A 16,289-nucleotide genomic window follows, 5' to 3' on the forward strand; every position below is an offset into this window, starting at 1 on the left:
ATAACGAAATGGAAAGAAGAAAATTTCTCCAGCTCAGCGGTGCCGGCCTGGGTGTTTCCATGTTGCCGCTGTCCGGCAATCTGGTCGCCGAGAGCAAACTGACGCAAAGCGGTATTGATCTCTCGGTAAAAAAAGAATTTGCCGATGTCGCCCTGAATACCGCCACTAAACTCGGCGCCACTTATGCCGATGTGCGTATTGGTCGCTACCTGAACCAATACGTGATCACCCGCGAGATGAAAGTGCAGGACGTGGTGAACACCGAATCTATCGGCATGGGGATTCGGGTTATTGCCAACGGCACCTGGGGCTTTGCTGCCACCAATGACCTGACAGCCGATGGCGTTGCTCGCGCCACCCGCCAGGCAGTAGCTACCGCCAAGGCCAACTCCAAGTACCAGCAGGAGCCCGTACAGTTGGCTCCGGTAAAAGGCCACGGCGAGGTGAGCTGGCAGACACCCATCCAGAAAAACGCTATGCAGATCCCCCTGGCCGACAAGGTGGACCTGTTAATGGACGTGAACAAGTCCGCTATGGATGCCGGCGCCAGCTATATCAACTCCATGTTGTACCTGGTGAATGAACAAAAGTATTTTGCCTCTACCGACGGCTCCTATATCGACCAGGACGTTCACCGTTTGTGGGCGCCCTTCTCGGTCACCGCAGTGGACAAGAAAACTGGCGGTTTCCGTACCCGCCAGGGCCTCAGCCAGCCGGTAGGACGCGGCTTTGAATACCTGGATGGCCGCGCCGAAGACAAGATCCAAGCACAGACAGTGCTCTACCGCGACTCCTACGATATGGCCGAAGACGCACGCCTGGCGGCGCAACAAGCCAAGGAAAAGCTTACGGCTAAATCGGTCAAACCGGGCAAGTACGACCTGGTGCTGGACCCAAGCCACCTCTGGCTCACCATCCACGAATCCGTCGGCCACCCACTGGAGCTGGACCGCGTGCTCGGCTACGAGGCCAACTTTGCCGGAACCTCTTTCGCCACTATCGATAAATGGCGCAGCGGCAAATTCCAATACGGCAGCGACAAGGTCAATCTGTTTGCCGATAAGGTACAGCCCGGCTCTCTCGGCGCCGTCGGCTACGACGATGAAGGCGTGAAGACCCGCAACTGGGATCTGGTAAAAGACGGTGTGCTGGTGAACTACCAGGCCACTCGCGATCAGGTACATATGCTGGGGCAAAAGAAATCCCACGGCTGCTGCTACGCCGACAGCTGGTCCAGCGTGCAATTCCAGCGCATGTCCAACGTTTCGCTGTTGCCTGGCAAGGAGGAGCTGAGCGTCGACGATATGATCAAGGATGTGGAAAAAGGCATTTATATTGTGGGTGCCGGTTCCTTCTCCATCGATCAGCAGCGCTACAACTTCCAGTTTGGTGGACAGCTGTTCTACGAGATTGAAGACGGCAAGATTACCGGCATGGTGGAGGATGTCGCCTACCAGTCCAACACCCAGGAATTCTGGAATGCCTGCTCGCAGGTCTGCGACAAAGATGATTACCGCCTGGGTGGTTCCTTCTTTGACGGTAAGGGACAGCCGATGCAAACCAGTGCCGTGTCTCACGGTAGTTCCACTGCACGCTTCGACGGTATCAATGTGATTAACACCAAGCGCAAGCTGGGCTAGCCATTGATCCAGGCGGGAGCTGGCCAGCAAACCAGTCAGCTCCCAGCATTGAAAATAAATGGGTAGAAGGAAATAAGGTGCTCCGTTCGAGACCGTATGAGGCATGGATGCCGATTACGAGCGTACAGGGATGTATTTACAGCATGTCTCGAACGGAGCACCTTCTTTCCTTTGCTCTCAACAGTAAAAACCAACGCAGTAACAGAGTTATCTCGTGTCCCTCACCCGCAAGGCTTTTCTCCAGCGCCTGATCCTGGGTAGCTGCGCCGCAGCGCTGCCGCTGGGTACACGCGCGCAAAATACCGCACCGGGTAGTGCACAGGAGCACTACGATTTCTATTTCACCCGCTTGATGTACGAGTCCGGTGACTGGGATGTGGATCAGCGCATGCCCTCCAACCTGCTCAATTCACTGGTGGAATACACCAATCTCAGGGTTGATGCCAAAGAGCACATAGTGCCGCTGGCCGATAAGAAAATGCTGCAGGCGCCTTTCTGCTACCTGGCCGGACACAAGCTGGTGCAATTCACCACGGAAGAGGCAAAGAATTTTCGCGATTACGTCAATCGCGGCGGCTTTGTATTTGTCGACGACTGCAACCACGATATCGACGGTCTCTTTGCCAAATCCTTCGAAGCGCAAATGGCTGAGCTGTTTGGCGAAGACTGCCTGCAAAAGCTCCCGGATGATCACGACCTCTACCGCTGCTTCTTCCAATTCGACGAATTGCCAGTAACCAGCTTTGAATTAAATGGCTGGGGTGATGATCTGGTACACGACTACCTGAAAGCCATAGTTGTTAACGGCCGTATCGCCGTACTCTATAGCAACAAGGATTTCGGCTGCGAATGGGACTACGACTACCGCAACAAACGCTGGCTCGCCATCGATAACACAAAATTTGCGGTGAACATTGTTATTTACGCACTGACGAGCTGATTATGCTGACCACCCTGGAAAATAGTATCGAAGAACAACTGCACAGCCTCGACAATCTGCAACGGGAGATTGCGCGGGTGATTGTCGGCCAGAAACCTGTGGTGGAGCAGATGCTGATCTGCCTGTTGGCCGGCGGCCACGCCCTGCTCGAAGGGGTGCCGGGGCTGGGTAAAACCCTGCTGGTAAAAACCCTCGCCGATGCCAGTGCGCTGGATTTTAAGCGGGTACAGTTCACCCCGGATTTAATGCCCGGAGATATTCTCGGCAGTGAGATCCTCGAGGAGGATCACAGCACCGGCAAGCGCTTTTTTAAATTCCAGCAGGGCCCGGTTTTCACCAATATCCTGCTCGCCGATGAAATTAACCGCACACCGCCGAAAACCCAGGCAGCCCTATTGGAGTCCATGCAGGAAGGCTCAGTAACCGTGGGCGGTAAAACACTGAAATTGCCCGATCCTTATTTCGTACTGGCCACACAAAACCCCATAGAGCAGGCCGGCACCTATCCGCTGCCGGAAGCTCAGCTGGACCGCTTCCTGTTAAATATTCATATCGACTATCCCGATGAGCGGGATGAAGTTGAAATCCTGCGCTCCACCACCGGTGCCAGCAGGGTCAAACCCAGCCCCAGCCTGGATGCGGAGCAATTGCGCGAAATGCAGCAACTGGTGCGGGAAATTCATGTGAGCGACGATTTATACCGCTACGTGGCGGCACTAGTGCGCGCTACCCGTATTGAAACCAGCGGCAGCGATACCCTGCAACAGTGGATCAAGTGGGGCGCCGGCCCCCGAGCGGGGCAGGCTCTGATTCTCGCTGCCAAGGCGCGGGCCCTTTTGCAAAGACGCCTCGCCGTCACCCGCGAGGATATCCGCAGCCTGTTACTGCCGGTACTGCGCCATCGGGTGCTGCTCAGCTTCCAGGCCCAGGCCGATGGCGTGCAGATGCCACAGCTGATTGACGAATTACTGACGGCGGTGCCGGAACCGGGCCGGGACTGATCAGCGTGGAATACCTGTCCCCCAAAACCCTGGCCAGTTGTCGCGATCTGGTGTGGCTGTCGCGGCATATTGCCGAGGGCGTGATGCTCGGTGTGCAACACAGCCAGCGCCGTGGCACCGGCCTGGAATTTCACCAATACCGAGGCTATCAAGCGGGTGATTCCATCCGCCATATCGACTGGAAACTGTTCGCCCGCAGCGATCGCTACTATGTGCGCGAGACCGAGCAGGAGAGCCGTATGCACGTGTGCTTTGTGCTCGATAGCAGCGCCTCCCTGGGCCAGGCAAGCTTTGTCGAGCCCAGCCTGAATAAACTGCATTACGCCAAGTGCTGGATTGCCAGCCTATGCTGGCTGCTCAACGCCCAGGGAGACAGCTATTCCCTATTGGCGTTTAACAGCCGTCGGACGGTTTATGTGCCCGAAGGCCAGGGCGAGAGCCACCAGCGTCAAATCGCTCTTCAGCTACAACAACTCGACGCCAGCGACCACTGGCCAGATCACACTCAACTGGCGCCGCTGTGGCAATACTTTGAGCGGCCCTGTCAGGTGGTGTTACTGAGTGATTTTTTTGAACAGGGTAATGAGATCGGCGATTTTGCCGCACGCCTGCATGCCGCCGGCCGCCCCTGCCTGCCACTGCAATTGTTAATTGAGGCAGAACAGACTTTTCCTTTTGGCGGAGAGCTAAAGCTGCTCAATCCAGAAGTAAGCGCCAGTACTCCCGCAACTTTAGAAGTGGATGCCGAGCGGCAACGCCAGTCTTACCTGGATGCTTTTGCTCAAGCGCAGAGCGAGTTAAAAGCACGCTTTGCCACACAGGAGTGTTCACTGCAGACCGACCTTATCGAGCAGCCTGTGGAAAAGTCACTGCGGCAATTTATTCAACTGCACGGCAGGTTGTGCTGAGATGTTGTGGATAAATAACTTATTTCAATCCCCACAGTGGCTATGGCTTTTGGCCGCCCTACTTATTCCCATCGCCATTCATTTGCTACGCCGCAGTAATCCACAGCAGATCTCCTTTGCTGCGCTGCAATGGGTACAAAGATATTCACAGAGTCGCGCGCGCCGCCCGACTGTGGATAACAAGTGGTTACTGCTGTTGCGCCTGCTAATTGTCGCCCTGCTGGCAAGTTTATTGGCGCAGCCGCTGATAAAACGGGAAATTTATCCCCAAGAGGCCGTGATACTGGTAGACCCAAGAATTGAATCGGGGGAAGCGAACATATTTATCCACAATTCTCTGCCGCAGCTTGTGGGGGAGAATTATAAAGTGCTGTGGTTATCCCCAGAAACGCCCGCCACAACCTCACCCCCACCACAAAATGTGGACCTGTGGAAAACTCTATCGGCACTATCACGCCGTGCACATTTACGCAGGGCTCATATCCTGTTGATAAACAATGGGGGCCCAGCATCCCATCAGGCACTAAGAGTCAGTCCCCACTGGCAGTGGCATGGCCTGGATAAACCATCCACAGCTCCGAGCCCGGTATTACCGAGTATCGCTTTAATGGGCAAAGCGCCCAGCTGGTGGATGCCAGTGCTGGAAGACTGGCACAGCAATATGCCGGAGCTATCGGTACAAACCCTGCTGCGAGAAGAGACCCCCAGTGCCGAGCAGACAGATTGGCTTATCTACACCGGACCCGCGCCCCTGTCACAAGCCGTACTGGAGTTTGTTACAGATGGGGGCCTGTTACTCACTGACAACAGTATCCCCCCTGCCGATAATCTCAACTTCGTTGCTGTGGATAACAGCCAGTCAACTCAAGCGGCCTCAATCGGACGGGGAAGTTGGCTGCGTTACCAAGATGACTGGTCCAGCGAGGCGTTTTATCGCCGCGCGGATTTGCCCGAACTCCTGTGGCAGCACTGGTCCGGGCAAGACTGGGCTCTGCAACACCACAATCGTAGCCACTGGTCTGGCCATCGGCTGCCGGCAGGGATAGGCCTTCCTGTGGCCGATAGCGAAGTGGAAAACCGCCGCACCGAGCAGCTGTCTCCCTGGATAATAGCCGCCCTGCTGTTACTACTGGCTTTTGAGCGCCTAATTGCCCTATCGCAATCTCCTGCCAAACATAATCGGGAGGCGAACCGTGGATAAGCGCCAGTTAACCCTTAACGGTGTGCGCAGGCGCTGGCAACGGATAGCCCTGCGGCCCTACCTCTGGCTCGCCACTGGCCTCTGTCTTCTGGCTGGCTTGGGTATTTTTGTATTCGGCTGGCCACAGTGGCTATTGCCCGCCTGGCTCGGGATTATTGTTGTAGCGATACTGCTAGATCGCAGCTGGCGCCCAAGCCCCGAGCGCTTGTGCCGACAGTTGGATGGACAATATCCCCAGCTGCAAGACAGCAGCCAGTTGCTTAGCCAGCAGGAATCCTGTCTAAGTCCATTGCAGCAATTACAGCGCGCGCGTATCGAAACAGAGCTGCAACAACTGCTGGAAAGTGGCGACCGGTCGCCTTTCGGTCCAAAAAAACTCCGCAGTACCCTGACAAATGCCTTCGGTGCCTGCCTGGGACTGTTGCTATTTGTACTGAGCGATTCTCACTTCACTGGGGATAAAACTGAGACCACGCAACAAAATACAGCTATTCCCATTGCCGAAAAACTCGCCATAACCCGCGCGGCAACCCATATCCAGCCACCCGCCTACACTGGGCTCACGGCCGACAGCCAATCCTTACAAATCGATGTGCCGGAGCAGTCTGCGGTCGAGTGGCAACTTGAATTGAATCAGCCGGTGCAAGGGCTGGAAATGCTGGCCGAAGCTGAGCGCTTCACCTTTTCTCCGCTAGGTAATCTACCCAGTAAAAAGTGGCAATTACAACGCACTATCGCTAAGGCAGACTTTTACCAGCTCTCAATACAACTCGCGGAGAGCCAAATGCTATTGCCGGAAATTCATAATATTCGGGTGCAAAAAGACAATGCTCCGGAGTTTACCTTTGAGGCACCCAGCCTGCGCGTCGATACCATTCAAGGGAGCACCCAGGGTATTCCCGTGAAAGTAATCATTAATGATGATTACCAGGTGAGTTCTGCAGATTTATTGGTCACCCTCGCCAGCGGCACCGGGGAAAATTTACGCTTTCGCGAAGAGCGTATTCCACTCACCAGTTTGCAATCCACTGCTTTATCAACAAGCCTCTCGGAAGATAAGAAAGCAGCTCGCTACGATTTCACCCTGCCCATCCACCAGTTTTCCATGGAAGCGGGAGATGAACTCTACTGGTATCTGGAGGCCAGGGATAACCGCGAGCCCAGCGCCAACGTTGCCAAGAGCCAACACTTTATCTTGCGCTGGCCGCAAGAAGAGATTTTCGGGCTGAGTGACAGCGAGGGGATGGCGATTAAGATATTACCGGAGTACTTCCGCAGCCAACGCCAGCTGATTATTGACACCGAGGCCTTGCTAGCCGAGCGAGAGCAGCTGCATCCACAGGAGTTTCGCAAACGCTCCGAGGGTTTAGCCTATGAACAGAATTTGCTGCGCATGCGCTACGGCCGTTTTCTCGGCGAAGAGGATTCGGAAGCGGAGCATTCTGGCGCAGAGAGCGAGAAGCACGATGATAAAGAAGAATCCGAACACGGCCATAGCCACGATCATACAGAACAAGGTGAGCACCAGGCACATGGCGAAGAAAATGCCACTCCCTTTGCACAGCGAGACTCCCATTTCCAACAGGCAGAGCGCATAGCTGCTTCTGCCGGACACCGGCATGACAGCTCAGAGCATGCCACCCTGTTCGACCCCCAAACCAAGGAGCTGCTGCGCAATGCGCTGAATGCCATGTGGAGTTCATGGCGCGACCTGTCGGTTATAGAGCCCCATGCCTCCCTTCCCCATCAGCACCGAGCTCTGCGTTTTATCAAGGAAGTACAACAGGCTTCACGTATTTACTTACAGAGAGTCGGGTTCGAGGCGCCCCCCATAGATGAAAGCCGCCGACTTAGCGGTGAACGGGAAGACGTAGCGCCCGAAACTGTCGACAGTGCCTTTGAACAAAAACAAAGAGCACAGGTGCTCGCCCTAATGGCCCAAGTAGACTCTGGCGCCGAACTCGATACCGATCTGCTGGTGCAGATAAATGAGCTAGCCACAGAGCAATCACTGGATCTCGGCCTGGAGCTATCCAAACAGCTGCGTTTATACCAGCAGCGCCACCAGCAACCGAATTGCATTGATTGCACAAACTCCCTGAATCAGCTGCTCTATCAGCTACTGCCAGCACCGGAATCTGCGCCTTCACTGCCTTTGCAAACAGAGGCCGACGGCCATTTCAGACGTTGGCTACACCAGCAAGGGGGGAAATCATTGTGATTGATTTCTTGATACCCGGCCTGTGCCTGTTGGCCTGTTTAGCATCACTCGTACTGTTGCGCCGCCGAGGCGCCAAACCGTTCGACTATGGCCTGCAACTGGCGATTTGGTTAAGTGCCTGGATACTTTGGCAGCCACCGGCAATCACTCCCGCCGAGCGCAATATCTCTATCGACAGCAAACAGCTGGCGAGCTCAAATCCAATAAATCTCAATGGTGTGGAAAATATCTCCCTCAATGGGGAGCCACTCGGCCGCGACAAACTGCGGGACCTGGCACCGGTGCGCCTGGAGCTATCGAATATCAAGGAATCTGATAGCAGCTGGGAATTCGACTGGCAGCGGCGAATTACCCTGGGTGATTCTTTAAAGTTAAAGGTTCACAACAACCAGCCACTGACTGAAAACCGACAAATTAGTCTGCTCAATCCCTACGGCCATATTGAAGACAGTCTTGAGCTGAAAGTGGGAGAAGCAATTCAGGCACAACTCACTGCCACTCCAAAACTCGCGGGCCCCCAGCTATACCGAGTACGGACGGAAAGCGAAACCGGCGAAATTCATACAGATCCTTTACCCATCCTGGTGCGAGAACCGCTCCAGCCCAAATTGTTACTGTGGCTGGCACGCCCCTCTTTTGAGACAGCCGCCCTCTCCCGCTGGCTGCGTCAATCCAGTGTAGCAGCACAAGTGATGACCCAGTTGGCACCTGAAATTAGTAGAAAAGAGACTCTCAATGGGCTTCCACTTACCGAGTCTGCGGATCTACTCACAAAGGAAAGTCCCTTCGATTTAGTCATTCTCGATAGCAGTTTGTGGCCGCAACTCTCCTCTCAACAAAAACATCAGCTCAGCGAGCTGGCCACCACAAAGTCACTGTTATGGTTAGTCAGTGGCGATAGCTCTGAAGAGTTTCTCCAATACGCTGCAGCCCAATCCATGCCTCTGCAAAAGGGAGAAGATACCCGTTTACACTCCGGCTTTGGCTACCAAAAAGTGGACAATCCAGAGATTCCCCCACTGCGTAATCTTGGCTTCAAAGTCACACAGCTCGGCTCCTACGACTTTTTACTGGGCAATGGAGAGTCCCCACTTTTCTGGGGGCGTTCGACGGAGACACAACACCTGGGATTTATCCTATTTAGCGACAGCCACCGATGGCTAACCAGTGGCTTTGCTACAGAATTTGCCAGCCTGTGGAAGTCCATTATCGATTACCAACTCAAGCATTTGGGTAGTCAGCCACCAGTAACGCTCTCCAATGAGTTACCGCGTACACAGGAACGCATCACCCTATGCAGCCCACTTTTTTCTGATCAGAGTCCATTCTTATCAGAGTTTCAAGATAGCTCCCGCTCTACCAGAGGAATCGCCGCAAGTAGAAGTTCCCAGGGTCAGTGCTACAGCTTCTGGCCCCAAAATTCAGGTTGGCACCAGCTTTGGACTGAACTGGGAGGGGAGTCGGTACTAGACCTCTATATTTTTGCCAAAGAGGACTGGCCCCTATGGCAGCAGTCCCTGAATACCAGGGAAACCCAACTGATGGCTGCCGCACGTTTGGGGCCAGAAGCAAATAATCACGCAAACAGAGTACTGCTGGGGCGCCAATGGCCGGCCCTTATATTGCTGTTACTAGTGTGTATAAGCTGGTGGCGGGAACGCAGGCTTTTGAACAGATCACGACCCTGAGGGCTGCGCCGAGGGTTTATTTCCCGACTTAACCTCTTGCTTGGGAAATATCATCTGGTCGACGGGATACCCCAAAGCTTTGGCCTTCTGTAAAAACTGCTCCAATACATCCTTGGGCATGGTTGGGGTGCGGGACAATATCCACAGATAGGATTTATCGTAGCCAGATACCATCGCGTATTGGTAGTCATCCGATATAGCAATCACGATATAGGATGAGTAGAAGGGACCGAGAAAAGAGACTTTCAAATGGCCCACATTTTTCGGGCCGACAAACTCGGCCCTCCCCTCCGCCATTTGCCAGGCATCACGCGCTTTTGAATAGCCGGTATTGATCACCGCGACAGAACCATCATGGTTGAGACTGTAGTCGGCAGTTACCTGGGTCAGGCCGCGCTCGAATGAGTGATCCAATCGAGCAATCTCATACCAGTGGCCTAAATATCGCTGTAGTTGGAAGTTTTGGACAGGCTCAACCCCCTCCGGCACCCGTGTACAGGCACCCAGCCAGAAAAAGAAAAGCAGTAATACACCCAGTGAAAACAGCTTCATCTAGCCACTCCCAGCAAGCTCCCCCTCAAGTCAGAATAGAAGGCAGGGGTTTCACAAGATCAGGATAGTTTCGGGAATCTGTATTTCACCCATAAAAAAACCACCGCGAGGGTGGTTTTTTTATCGCTGGACTGACCAACTTATTTTTCGACGAAAGCGCGTTCAATCACATACTCGTGAGGTACACCTGCGCGGGTCTCCTTGAATCCCCAGTCATCGAGGATATTGGTGAGATCCTTCAGCATTGCCGGGCTGCCGCACAGCATAAAGCGATCTTCCTCAACACTCGGCTTGGGCACACCCAGATCGGTGAAAAGCTTTCCGGACAGCATGAGATCAGTCAGGCGGCCAGTATTCCGATAGGGCTCACGGGTCACGGTTGGGTAGTAAAGCAGTTGCTCGCGTACCATCTCGCCAAAGTACTCGTGTTCCGGCAATTCGTTCTCGATCTGCTCCTGGTAAGCCAGCTCAGAAACATAGCGAACACCGTGAGTAAGGATTACCTGGTCAAAACGCTCGTAGACCGTGGGATCTTTGATGATGCTCATGAAAGGTGCCAAGCCAGTACCCGTGGACAGCAACCACAGGCGTTTGCCCGGCAGCAGGTGGTCCGCCACCAGAGTACCGGTGGGTTTTTGGCTCACGTAGATCTCATCGCCCGGCACAATCTTCTGCAGGCGGGAGGTCAGGGGGCCGTCGGGAACCTTGATACTAAAGAATTCCAACTCATCTTCGTAGTTGGCACTGGCAATAGAGTAGGCGCGCAGCAGCGGACGGCCATTGTCCTGCTGCAAACCGATCATCGTGAAATGTCCGTTCTCAAAGCGAAAACCCGAATCCCGGGTGGTCTTGAAGCTAAACAGTGTGTCGTTCCAGTGATGGACTTCCAACACCTTCTCTATATTCAATTTGGACATAAACTTAAAACCGGTTATTCCACGAGTCTCTTGATAGTTGAATTTTAGCCCTAGAAGATCTATTGGCAAAGTGGGATATTTCGATATTCCTTATCTATTTTAACGATCAACTGGAGATATCCCCTTGCGCTACACGCTCCGCCAGTTAGAGGTGTTCCTTGCCTGTGCCCATCACGAGAATGTCAGTCGTGCCGCGGAGAGCCTGAGTATGTCCCAGTCCGCAGCCTCCACAGCGCTGAAAGAGTTTGAACAGCAGTTTGAGTTGCGCCTGTTCGAGCGCACCGGTAAGCGATTGCGTCTCAATGAACTGGGACGGCAATTGTGGCCAAGGGCGGAAGAACTCCTGGAGCGAGCCCAGGAACTTGAGCAGACACTGGCCACTCACCGGGAACTGGGAAGCCTGAAGATCGGAGCCACCCTGACCATTGGCAACTACCTGACTGCCAGCGTGATGGCTCGTTATATGGAAGAGCAGCCCGGTACTCAAGTACAACTGGAAGTTGCCAATACCGCAGCGATTGCCGAGAGGGTGCTCAATTTTGAATTGGACCTGGGATTAATTGAAGGAGAGATCAATCACCCGGATCTGGAAATCATCCCCTGGCGCCATGATGAGCTGGTTGTTTTCTGTGCACCAAATCACCCTTTGGCAGGCCGCAGGCGCCTCGCCGATAAAGACCTGATCGGTGCGACCTGGATCACCCGGGAATCGGGCTCTGGAACGCGACAGACTTTTGAGAGAGCCATGGCAGGGCTATTGCCACAACTACATATCCTATTGGAATTGCAACATACAGAAGCGATCAAGCGAGCCGTAGAAGCGGGGCTAGGTATCAGCTGCCTTTCCCGTGTTTCATTAACTGATGCTTTAAAGCGCGGCTCGCTTATTGAGCTACCCGTACCACATAGAGACTTTCATCGAGAGTTCTATTTTGTCCTGCATCGACAAAAATACAGAAGCGCCGGAATTAAGCGATGGATGGAATTATGTGACTCAGCAGGATAAAAAAAGATTAATTATTTGAGAAAATTTGTATTTAAATCATAGAGTTATCTAGCTTGCTTAAAATCAGTAGAATTACACCATTTCAGCCTATAAGCCATATGGGCTAACCCTGAATTTTGCATATGAAGAGTTCTCATCCATGTCCATCATCAATTCAAGATCTACTACCCATCTATTTATTTTGGTAAATTACGCAACCTAAGACGACCTCCCCAACTTATAGTTTTATCTATGATTATTTAAGTGGTCTGCTCCTTACTTACAAAGAGATTATATGAAGATTAAAGGAATTTTATTGTTTGGTGCTGTTTTCAGCCTCTCACTACCCGCTTACGGAAATGGCCTGATTTCCATCAATAAAAAAGCCGAATATCACGACGAAGAATTAATTGCATCCAATATAGTTAAAGAGTGTAATAACCTTGGTTATCAATTTTCTAGCTCAGCCAAGAAATTTCTTGGTAAGCATGGATTTGCCAGTTCACTAGACCCAGAGTTGGATATTCAATCAGAGGGATACAGTCTTAAATTAACAATTCTCAATGCATATAGCGGAAGATATATTTCAGGTAGCCATCAAAAATCAGTCTCAATTGAGGCTGAACTCTACAAAAACGGCGACTTGATAGATACTCTCAAGACCACCAGAAATTCAAGTGGAGGTTTATTTTATAAATTCAAAAGCTCCTGCAGTGTTCTCGAACGTTGTGTTCACACCCTTGGTAATGACGTAGCCAAGTGGATCTCTAGAAACCATAAAATTTAGCTTCACCCCAATAAGGAAATTTCATGAATTATATTATTAAATCTATATCTATTGCAGCCTTTGCATTAATAGTATCTGGCTGTACAAGTAATCCGGTTATGAATATTGAAAGTAGACTAATTCCCGATCGTCTTGACGGATCAGCTCAAACTCAAGATTCAATTAAAACATCAATTATTGCAGGGTGTATCGCGAGAAACTGGACTTGTCAACAAGTTGCTCCTGGGAAAATATTAGCCACCATTAACGTTCGCAAGCATCATGCTGAAGCAGATATTATATATAACCTTAATAGTTATAGTATCACCTATAAAGACAGCGATATGCTTGACTATAGTGAAAAATATTACACCATTCACAGAAACTACAATCGCTGGGTTAGAAATTTGAATGACGCAATTATAAAAGAACTGTCCATTTGATAGTTTTTATATCCCCAGTAGCTGTGACTACTGGGGAGCTATCTTAACTGAAAATCAGATTTTCATGCCCAAATTAATAACAAACGGAACATCTATTCCATCATTGTCACTGAACAGGTTGGCGTTGGAGAAGTGTTTCCAGGAAACCATTAGCACCAGATCTTCTTTCCCTCTCCAGTTAATTCGCGCAGCATATCCAACCTGTGCCTGGAAAGAAAAGTTATTATCCTGACGACGGTTTCCCAATTGGTTGCTGGAAATATAGCTAGGACCCAACGCTCTAACAAAGAAATAAGGTTGCCCCCAACTTCTTTGCCTGGGATATAGATTTAATTGAGGATAGATGGAAAACGCTCTTATACGTTTATTTTCATCAGCATCAGTAGTTAGCTCAGTATAGCTAACACCTATATCAATATGCTGACGGTAACTCTTTTTAAATGTTTTAAAGGAGTAATCTATCCCGTAGGTTTTATTATTCTGACTTGAATCAGGTTGCGGGCCACCGCCAAAACTCACTAAGAGTTCATCAGCAGTAACTGGCTGAGCCAAAAGAATTGTCGAAACTACAGCCAGTACCCACTTCATATGCTATCCCTAGATTAAAGCTCTCTGAGAGGAAAATTAAATACGTCTTTTAAATATTAAAGACGTATTGATTCCGCCAAAGGCAAAATTATTACTCATCACATACTCAGTATCGATGTGCTTTCCACTGCCTTGGATATAATCCAACTCCGCACAGTCAGAATCAACCTCTGCCAAATTAATCGTGGGATGGAACCAACCGTTACGCATCATCTGAATGCTTGCCCAAGCCTCCAATGCGCCACAGGCACCCAGCGTATGACCGGTATAGCTCTTAAGTGAGCTTATGGGTACTGCACGCCCAAATGCATTACGGGTTGCGTGGCTTTCTGCAATATCACCTCGATCTGTAGCTGTGCCATGCGCACTGACATAACCTATTTCGCTAGTCTCTACCCCAGCCTGTGCTATTGCCTGCTGCAATGCCACCTGCATAGTTGCCGATTGAGGTTGGGTGACGTGGCTGCCATCAGAGTTGGTTCCAAACCCTGCGACCTCTGCATAAACCCTGGCTCCACGGGCAATCGCGTGTTCATATTCTTCCAAGATAAGTGTACCGGCGCCCTCGCCGATAACTAATCCATCCCGGTTGCGATCGAAGGGACGTGGAGACAATTCAGGGGTATCGTTCTTTGTTGAAGTCGCATATAAGGTGTCAAAGACCGCAGCCTCGGTTGCACACAGCTCCTCTGCACCACCGGCCACCATAATGGTTTGGCTACCATTGCGAATTGCCTCATAGGCATACCCAATCCCCTGGCTTCCAGAGGTACAAGCGGAGCTTGTGGTATAAACCCGTCCACACAAGCCGAAAAATACCCCGATATTGACCGCCGCCGTATGGGACATCATTTTTATATAACTGGTCGCATTAAGGCCGTCGGTGCGGTGATTTATCAACATATTGCCGAAATCAGCCACTGCTGACGGAGTGCCTGCTGACGAGCCATAGGAGACTCCGACAGCACCACTTTTGAGAATGGGGTCATCCAACAATCCCGCATCCTCAAGCGCAATTTCACTGGCGCGAACCGCCATTAATGAAACGCGCCCCATGCTACGCACACGTTTACGGTTGTAGTGAGCCGGTTTTTCGAAATCCTTTACCGGCGCGCCCAGTCGGGTTTCAAGCCCCTCATACTTATCCCAGTCTTCCATGTAGGAAATGCCTGAAAGACCGCTCTGTAAAGCCTGACTAACCGAGTCCCAACCCTGGCCGATAGGGGATATTCCGGCCATTCCTGTAACAACCACGCGCTTCATTAGCAGAGACCACCATTTACTGAGATAACTTGACGGGTGATGTAAGCAGCACGTTCGTGCATCAGGAACGCTACAGTTGCCGCCACTTCTTCTGGTTTACCCATTCTGCGGGCAGGCACCATTTTTAAAATTTCTTCAACGGGCAAGTCTTCATCCAACATATCGGTGTCAATGAGGCCCGGAGCAACACAATTCACGGTAATCTTTCGCTTGGCTAACTCCAACGCCAATGCCTTACTCGCACCGATCAAACCCGCTTTGGATGCGGAGTAATTTACCTGGCCGCGATTTCCAGCAATGCCGGATACAGAAGTCATCACGACAATACGGCCGGGCGCACGGCGCCTGACCATAGGCATGGTTAAGGGGTGTAAAACATTGTAAAAACCATCCAGATTGGTGTGTACAACAGAATCCCAATCTTCAGCAGGCATCGCAGGGAAAGCATTGTCGGCAGTAACACCAGCATTGCACACAATGCCGTAGTAACAGCCATTACTCTCGACATCTTCCAATAAGACATCCCGTGCTTGCTCCCGGTCGGCAATATCAAACTGCAAAATTCTGCTTTTTCGCCCTAACTTAGCAATCTCTTCTGCTGTTTCCTCTGCTTGATCACGGCGGCTGCGGCAATGTAAAACAATATCGTAGCCATCTTCAGCTAACTGAAGTGCAATCGCCCGGCCAATACCACGACTGGAACCGGTAACTAAAACCCACTCTGACATTTAGTTTCTTTCCTTCAAATACTGTTCTACGTTATCCGGCTGATAAACATTAAGCCGTGCGCTCTGCTCGATAGATGAGCCGGTTATCACACACTCAAATGTCGCCATGCCATTTTCAGCCTGGAGAATGCGCTGGACATCAATTGTTAATTCTTCACCGCAGCGATAACTCTCGATATTTGACAGGAACTTGCGAGTACCCAGTAAAAAACCCAGGCGAACGTCTTTACCCTGTTCTTTTGCATGATATCCGGAGAAAGCTGCGATGGATTGGGCCATATATTCAATACCCACGTAAGCGGGAACACGACCGTTGCGGGAAAATATTCCATCATCACGAACTCGCAACTTTGCCTGTAGCTGCTCCTCGCCTACAGAGATCACTGCATCGAGGAGTGACATATTTCCACTGTGTGGAACCAGTTCTTCAGCAGTATATTTGTGCATC

Annotated in this window: 16 protein-coding genes; 10 read left to right on the top strand and 6 right to left on the bottom strand. The window is 51.4% G+C overall.

Features of this window, described 5'->3' with window-relative positions:
- Positions 1-8: 8 nt before the first annotated feature.
- The 7 genes from ACJJIW_RS05775 to ACJJIW_RS05805 all read left to right on the top strand — a co-directional run bounded on the left by ACJJIW_RS05775 (position 9) and on the right by ACJJIW_RS05805 (position 9,599).
- Entirely contained in the window at positions 9-1,640 is a 1,632-nt protein-coding gene (locus ACJJIW_RS05775) for a TldD/PmbA family protein (RefSeq protein WP_108731287.1), read from the top strand.
- A gap of 214 nt (positions 1,641-1,854) precedes the next feature.
- Positions 1,855-2,580 carry a DUF4159 domain-containing protein gene (locus ACJJIW_RS05780; RefSeq protein WP_444936885.1) on the top strand — a complete coding sequence of 242 codons (726 nt, stop codon included), beginning with the start codon at positions 1,855-1,857 and terminating at the stop codon, positions 2,578-2,580.
- A gap of 2 nt (positions 2,581-2,582) precedes the next feature.
- Positions 2,583-3,581, top strand: coding sequence for an AAA family ATPase (locus ACJJIW_RS05785; RefSeq protein WP_444936886.1), 999 nt, complete (start codon positions 2,583-2,585; stop codon positions 3,579-3,581).
- A 5-nt stretch (positions 3,582-3,586) separates the two neighbouring features.
- Positions 3,587-4,489 (top strand): DUF58 domain-containing protein, encoded by a 903-nt coding sequence (locus tag ACJJIW_RS05790; protein ID WP_444936887.1) that lies wholly within the window; start codon positions 3,587-3,589, stop codon positions 4,487-4,489.
- Between the two features lies 1 nt (position 4,490).
- Positions 4,491-5,690 carry an N-terminal double-transmembrane domain-containing protein gene (locus ACJJIW_RS05795; RefSeq protein WP_444936888.1) on the top strand — a complete coding sequence of 400 codons (1,200 nt, stop codon included), beginning with the start codon at positions 4,491-4,493 and terminating at the stop codon, positions 5,688-5,690.
- The gene (locus ACJJIW_RS05800) at positions 5,683-7,911 is read left to right on the top strand and encodes an AI-2E family transporter (protein ID WP_444936889.1); all 2,229 of its coding nucleotides are present in this window, start codon (positions 5,683-5,685) and stop codon (positions 7,909-7,911) included. The genes ACJJIW_RS05795 and ACJJIW_RS05800 overlap by 8 nt, the downstream gene beginning before the upstream one ends.
- Positions 7,908-9,599 (top strand): hypothetical protein, encoded by a 1,692-nt coding sequence (locus ACJJIW_RS05805; protein ID WP_444936890.1) that lies wholly within the window; start codon positions 7,908-7,910, stop codon positions 9,597-9,599. Before ACJJIW_RS05800 ends, ACJJIW_RS05805 begins: the two co-directional genes overlap by 4 nt.
- On the opposite strand, the gene ACJJIW_RS05810 is transcribed toward ACJJIW_RS05805, so the two are convergent.
- Positions 9,588-10,151: a lipocalin family protein gene (locus ACJJIW_RS05810; RefSeq protein WP_444936891.1), complete on the bottom strand. Its 564-nt coding sequence runs from the start codon at positions 10,149-10,151 to the stop codon at positions 9,588-9,590. The genes ACJJIW_RS05805 and ACJJIW_RS05810 overlap by 12 nt on opposite strands.
- Positions 10,152-10,291: 140 nt before the next feature.
- Positions 10,292-11,068, bottom strand: coding sequence for a ferredoxin--NADP reductase (locus ACJJIW_RS05815; RefSeq protein WP_282930466.1), 777 nt, complete (start codon positions 11,066-11,068; stop codon positions 10,292-10,294).
- Between the two features lie 124 nt (positions 11,069-11,192).
- Here ACJJIW_RS05815 and ACJJIW_RS05820 point away from each other — a divergent pair, with 124 nt between their 5' ends.
- The 3 genes from ACJJIW_RS05820 (at position 11,193) to ACJJIW_RS05830 (ending at position 13,262) form a co-directional block, all read left to right on the top strand.
- The gene (locus ACJJIW_RS05820; RefSeq protein ID WP_282930467.1) at positions 11,193-12,074 is read left to right on the top strand and encodes a LysR family transcriptional regulator; all 882 of its coding nucleotides are present in this window, start codon (positions 11,193-11,195) and stop codon (positions 12,072-12,074) included.
- Between the two features lie 274 nt (positions 12,075-12,348).
- Positions 12,349-12,840 (top strand): hypothetical protein, encoded by a 492-nt coding sequence (locus tag ACJJIW_RS05825; RefSeq protein WP_282930468.1) that lies wholly within the window; start codon positions 12,349-12,351, stop codon positions 12,838-12,840.
- Between the two features lie 23 nt (positions 12,841-12,863).
- On the top strand, positions 12,864-13,262 hold the full coding sequence (locus tag ACJJIW_RS05830; RefSeq protein WP_282930469.1) for an ApeA family protein: 399 nt from the start codon (positions 12,864-12,866) through the stop codon (positions 13,260-13,262).
- Between the two features lie 54 nt (positions 13,263-13,316).
- On the opposite strand, the gene ACJJIW_RS05835 is transcribed toward ACJJIW_RS05830, so the two are convergent.
- Genes ACJJIW_RS05835 through ACJJIW_RS05850 form a run of 4 tightly spaced genes read right to left on the bottom strand, consistent with a single transcriptional unit; the run spans position 13,317 to position 16,288 of the window.
- Positions 13,317-13,850: an acyloxyacyl hydrolase gene (locus tag ACJJIW_RS05835; protein WP_282930470.1), complete on the bottom strand. Its 534-nt coding sequence runs from the start codon at positions 13,848-13,850 to the stop codon at positions 13,317-13,319.
- Between the two features lie 36 nt (positions 13,851-13,886).
- Positions 13,887-15,113, bottom strand: coding sequence for a beta-ketoacyl-ACP synthase (locus ACJJIW_RS05840; RefSeq protein WP_282930471.1), 1,227 nt, complete (start codon positions 15,111-15,113; stop codon positions 13,887-13,889).
- The gene (gene fabG, locus ACJJIW_RS05845) at positions 15,113-15,841 is read right to left on the bottom strand and encodes a 3-oxoacyl-ACP reductase FabG (RefSeq protein WP_282930472.1); all 729 of its coding nucleotides are present in this window, start codon (positions 15,839-15,841) and stop codon (positions 15,113-15,115) included. The genes ACJJIW_RS05840 and fabG overlap by 1 nt, the downstream gene beginning before the upstream one ends.
- Positions 15,842-16,288 (bottom strand): hotdog family protein, encoded by a 447-nt coding sequence (locus ACJJIW_RS05850; protein WP_282930473.1) that lies wholly within the window; start codon positions 16,286-16,288, stop codon positions 15,842-15,844.
- Position 16,289: the final 1 nt, after the last annotated feature.

This window comes from Microbulbifer maximicatervae (SeqCode), from assembly GCF_052467815.1.

Coding starts and splice junctions, on each gene's coding strand:
- ACJJIW_RS05830 (WP_282930469.1), top strand. CDS start 12,864: ATGAATTATATTATTAAATCTATATCTATTGCAGCCTTTGCATTAATA.
- ACJJIW_RS05850 (WP_282930473.1), bottom strand. CDS start 16,288: ATGCACAAATATACTGCTGAAGAACTGGTTCCACACAGTGGAAATATG.
- ACJJIW_RS05795 (WP_444936888.1), top strand. CDS start 4,491: ATGTTGTGGATAAATAACTTATTTCAATCCCCACAGTGGCTATGGCTT.
- ACJJIW_RS05840 (WP_282930471.1), bottom strand. CDS start 15,113: ATGAAGCGCGTGGTTGTTACAGGAATGGCCGGAATATCCCCTATCGGC.
- fabG (WP_282930472.1), bottom strand. CDS start 15,841: ATGTCAGAGTGGGTTTTAGTTACCGGTTCCAGTCGTGGTATTGGCCGG.
- ACJJIW_RS05785 (WP_444936886.1), top strand. CDS start 2,583: ATGCTGACCACCCTGGAAAATAGTATCGAAGAACAACTGCACAGCCTC.
- ACJJIW_RS05775 (WP_108731287.1), top strand. CDS start 9: ATGGAAAGAAGAAAATTTCTCCAGCTCAGCGGTGCCGGCCTGGGTGTT.
- ACJJIW_RS05815 (WP_282930466.1), bottom strand. CDS start 11,068: ATGTCCAAATTGAATATAGAGAAGGTGTTGGAAGTCCATCACTGGAAC.
- ACJJIW_RS05810 (WP_444936891.1), bottom strand. CDS start 10,151: ATGAAGCTGTTTTCACTGGGTGTATTACTGCTTTTCTTTTTCTGGCTG.
- ACJJIW_RS05835 (WP_282930470.1), bottom strand. CDS start 13,850: ATGAAGTGGGTACTGGCTGTAGTTTCGACAATTCTTTTGGCTCAGCCA.
- ACJJIW_RS05825 (WP_282930468.1), top strand. CDS start 12,349: ATGAAGATTAAAGGAATTTTATTGTTTGGTGCTGTTTTCAGCCTCTCA.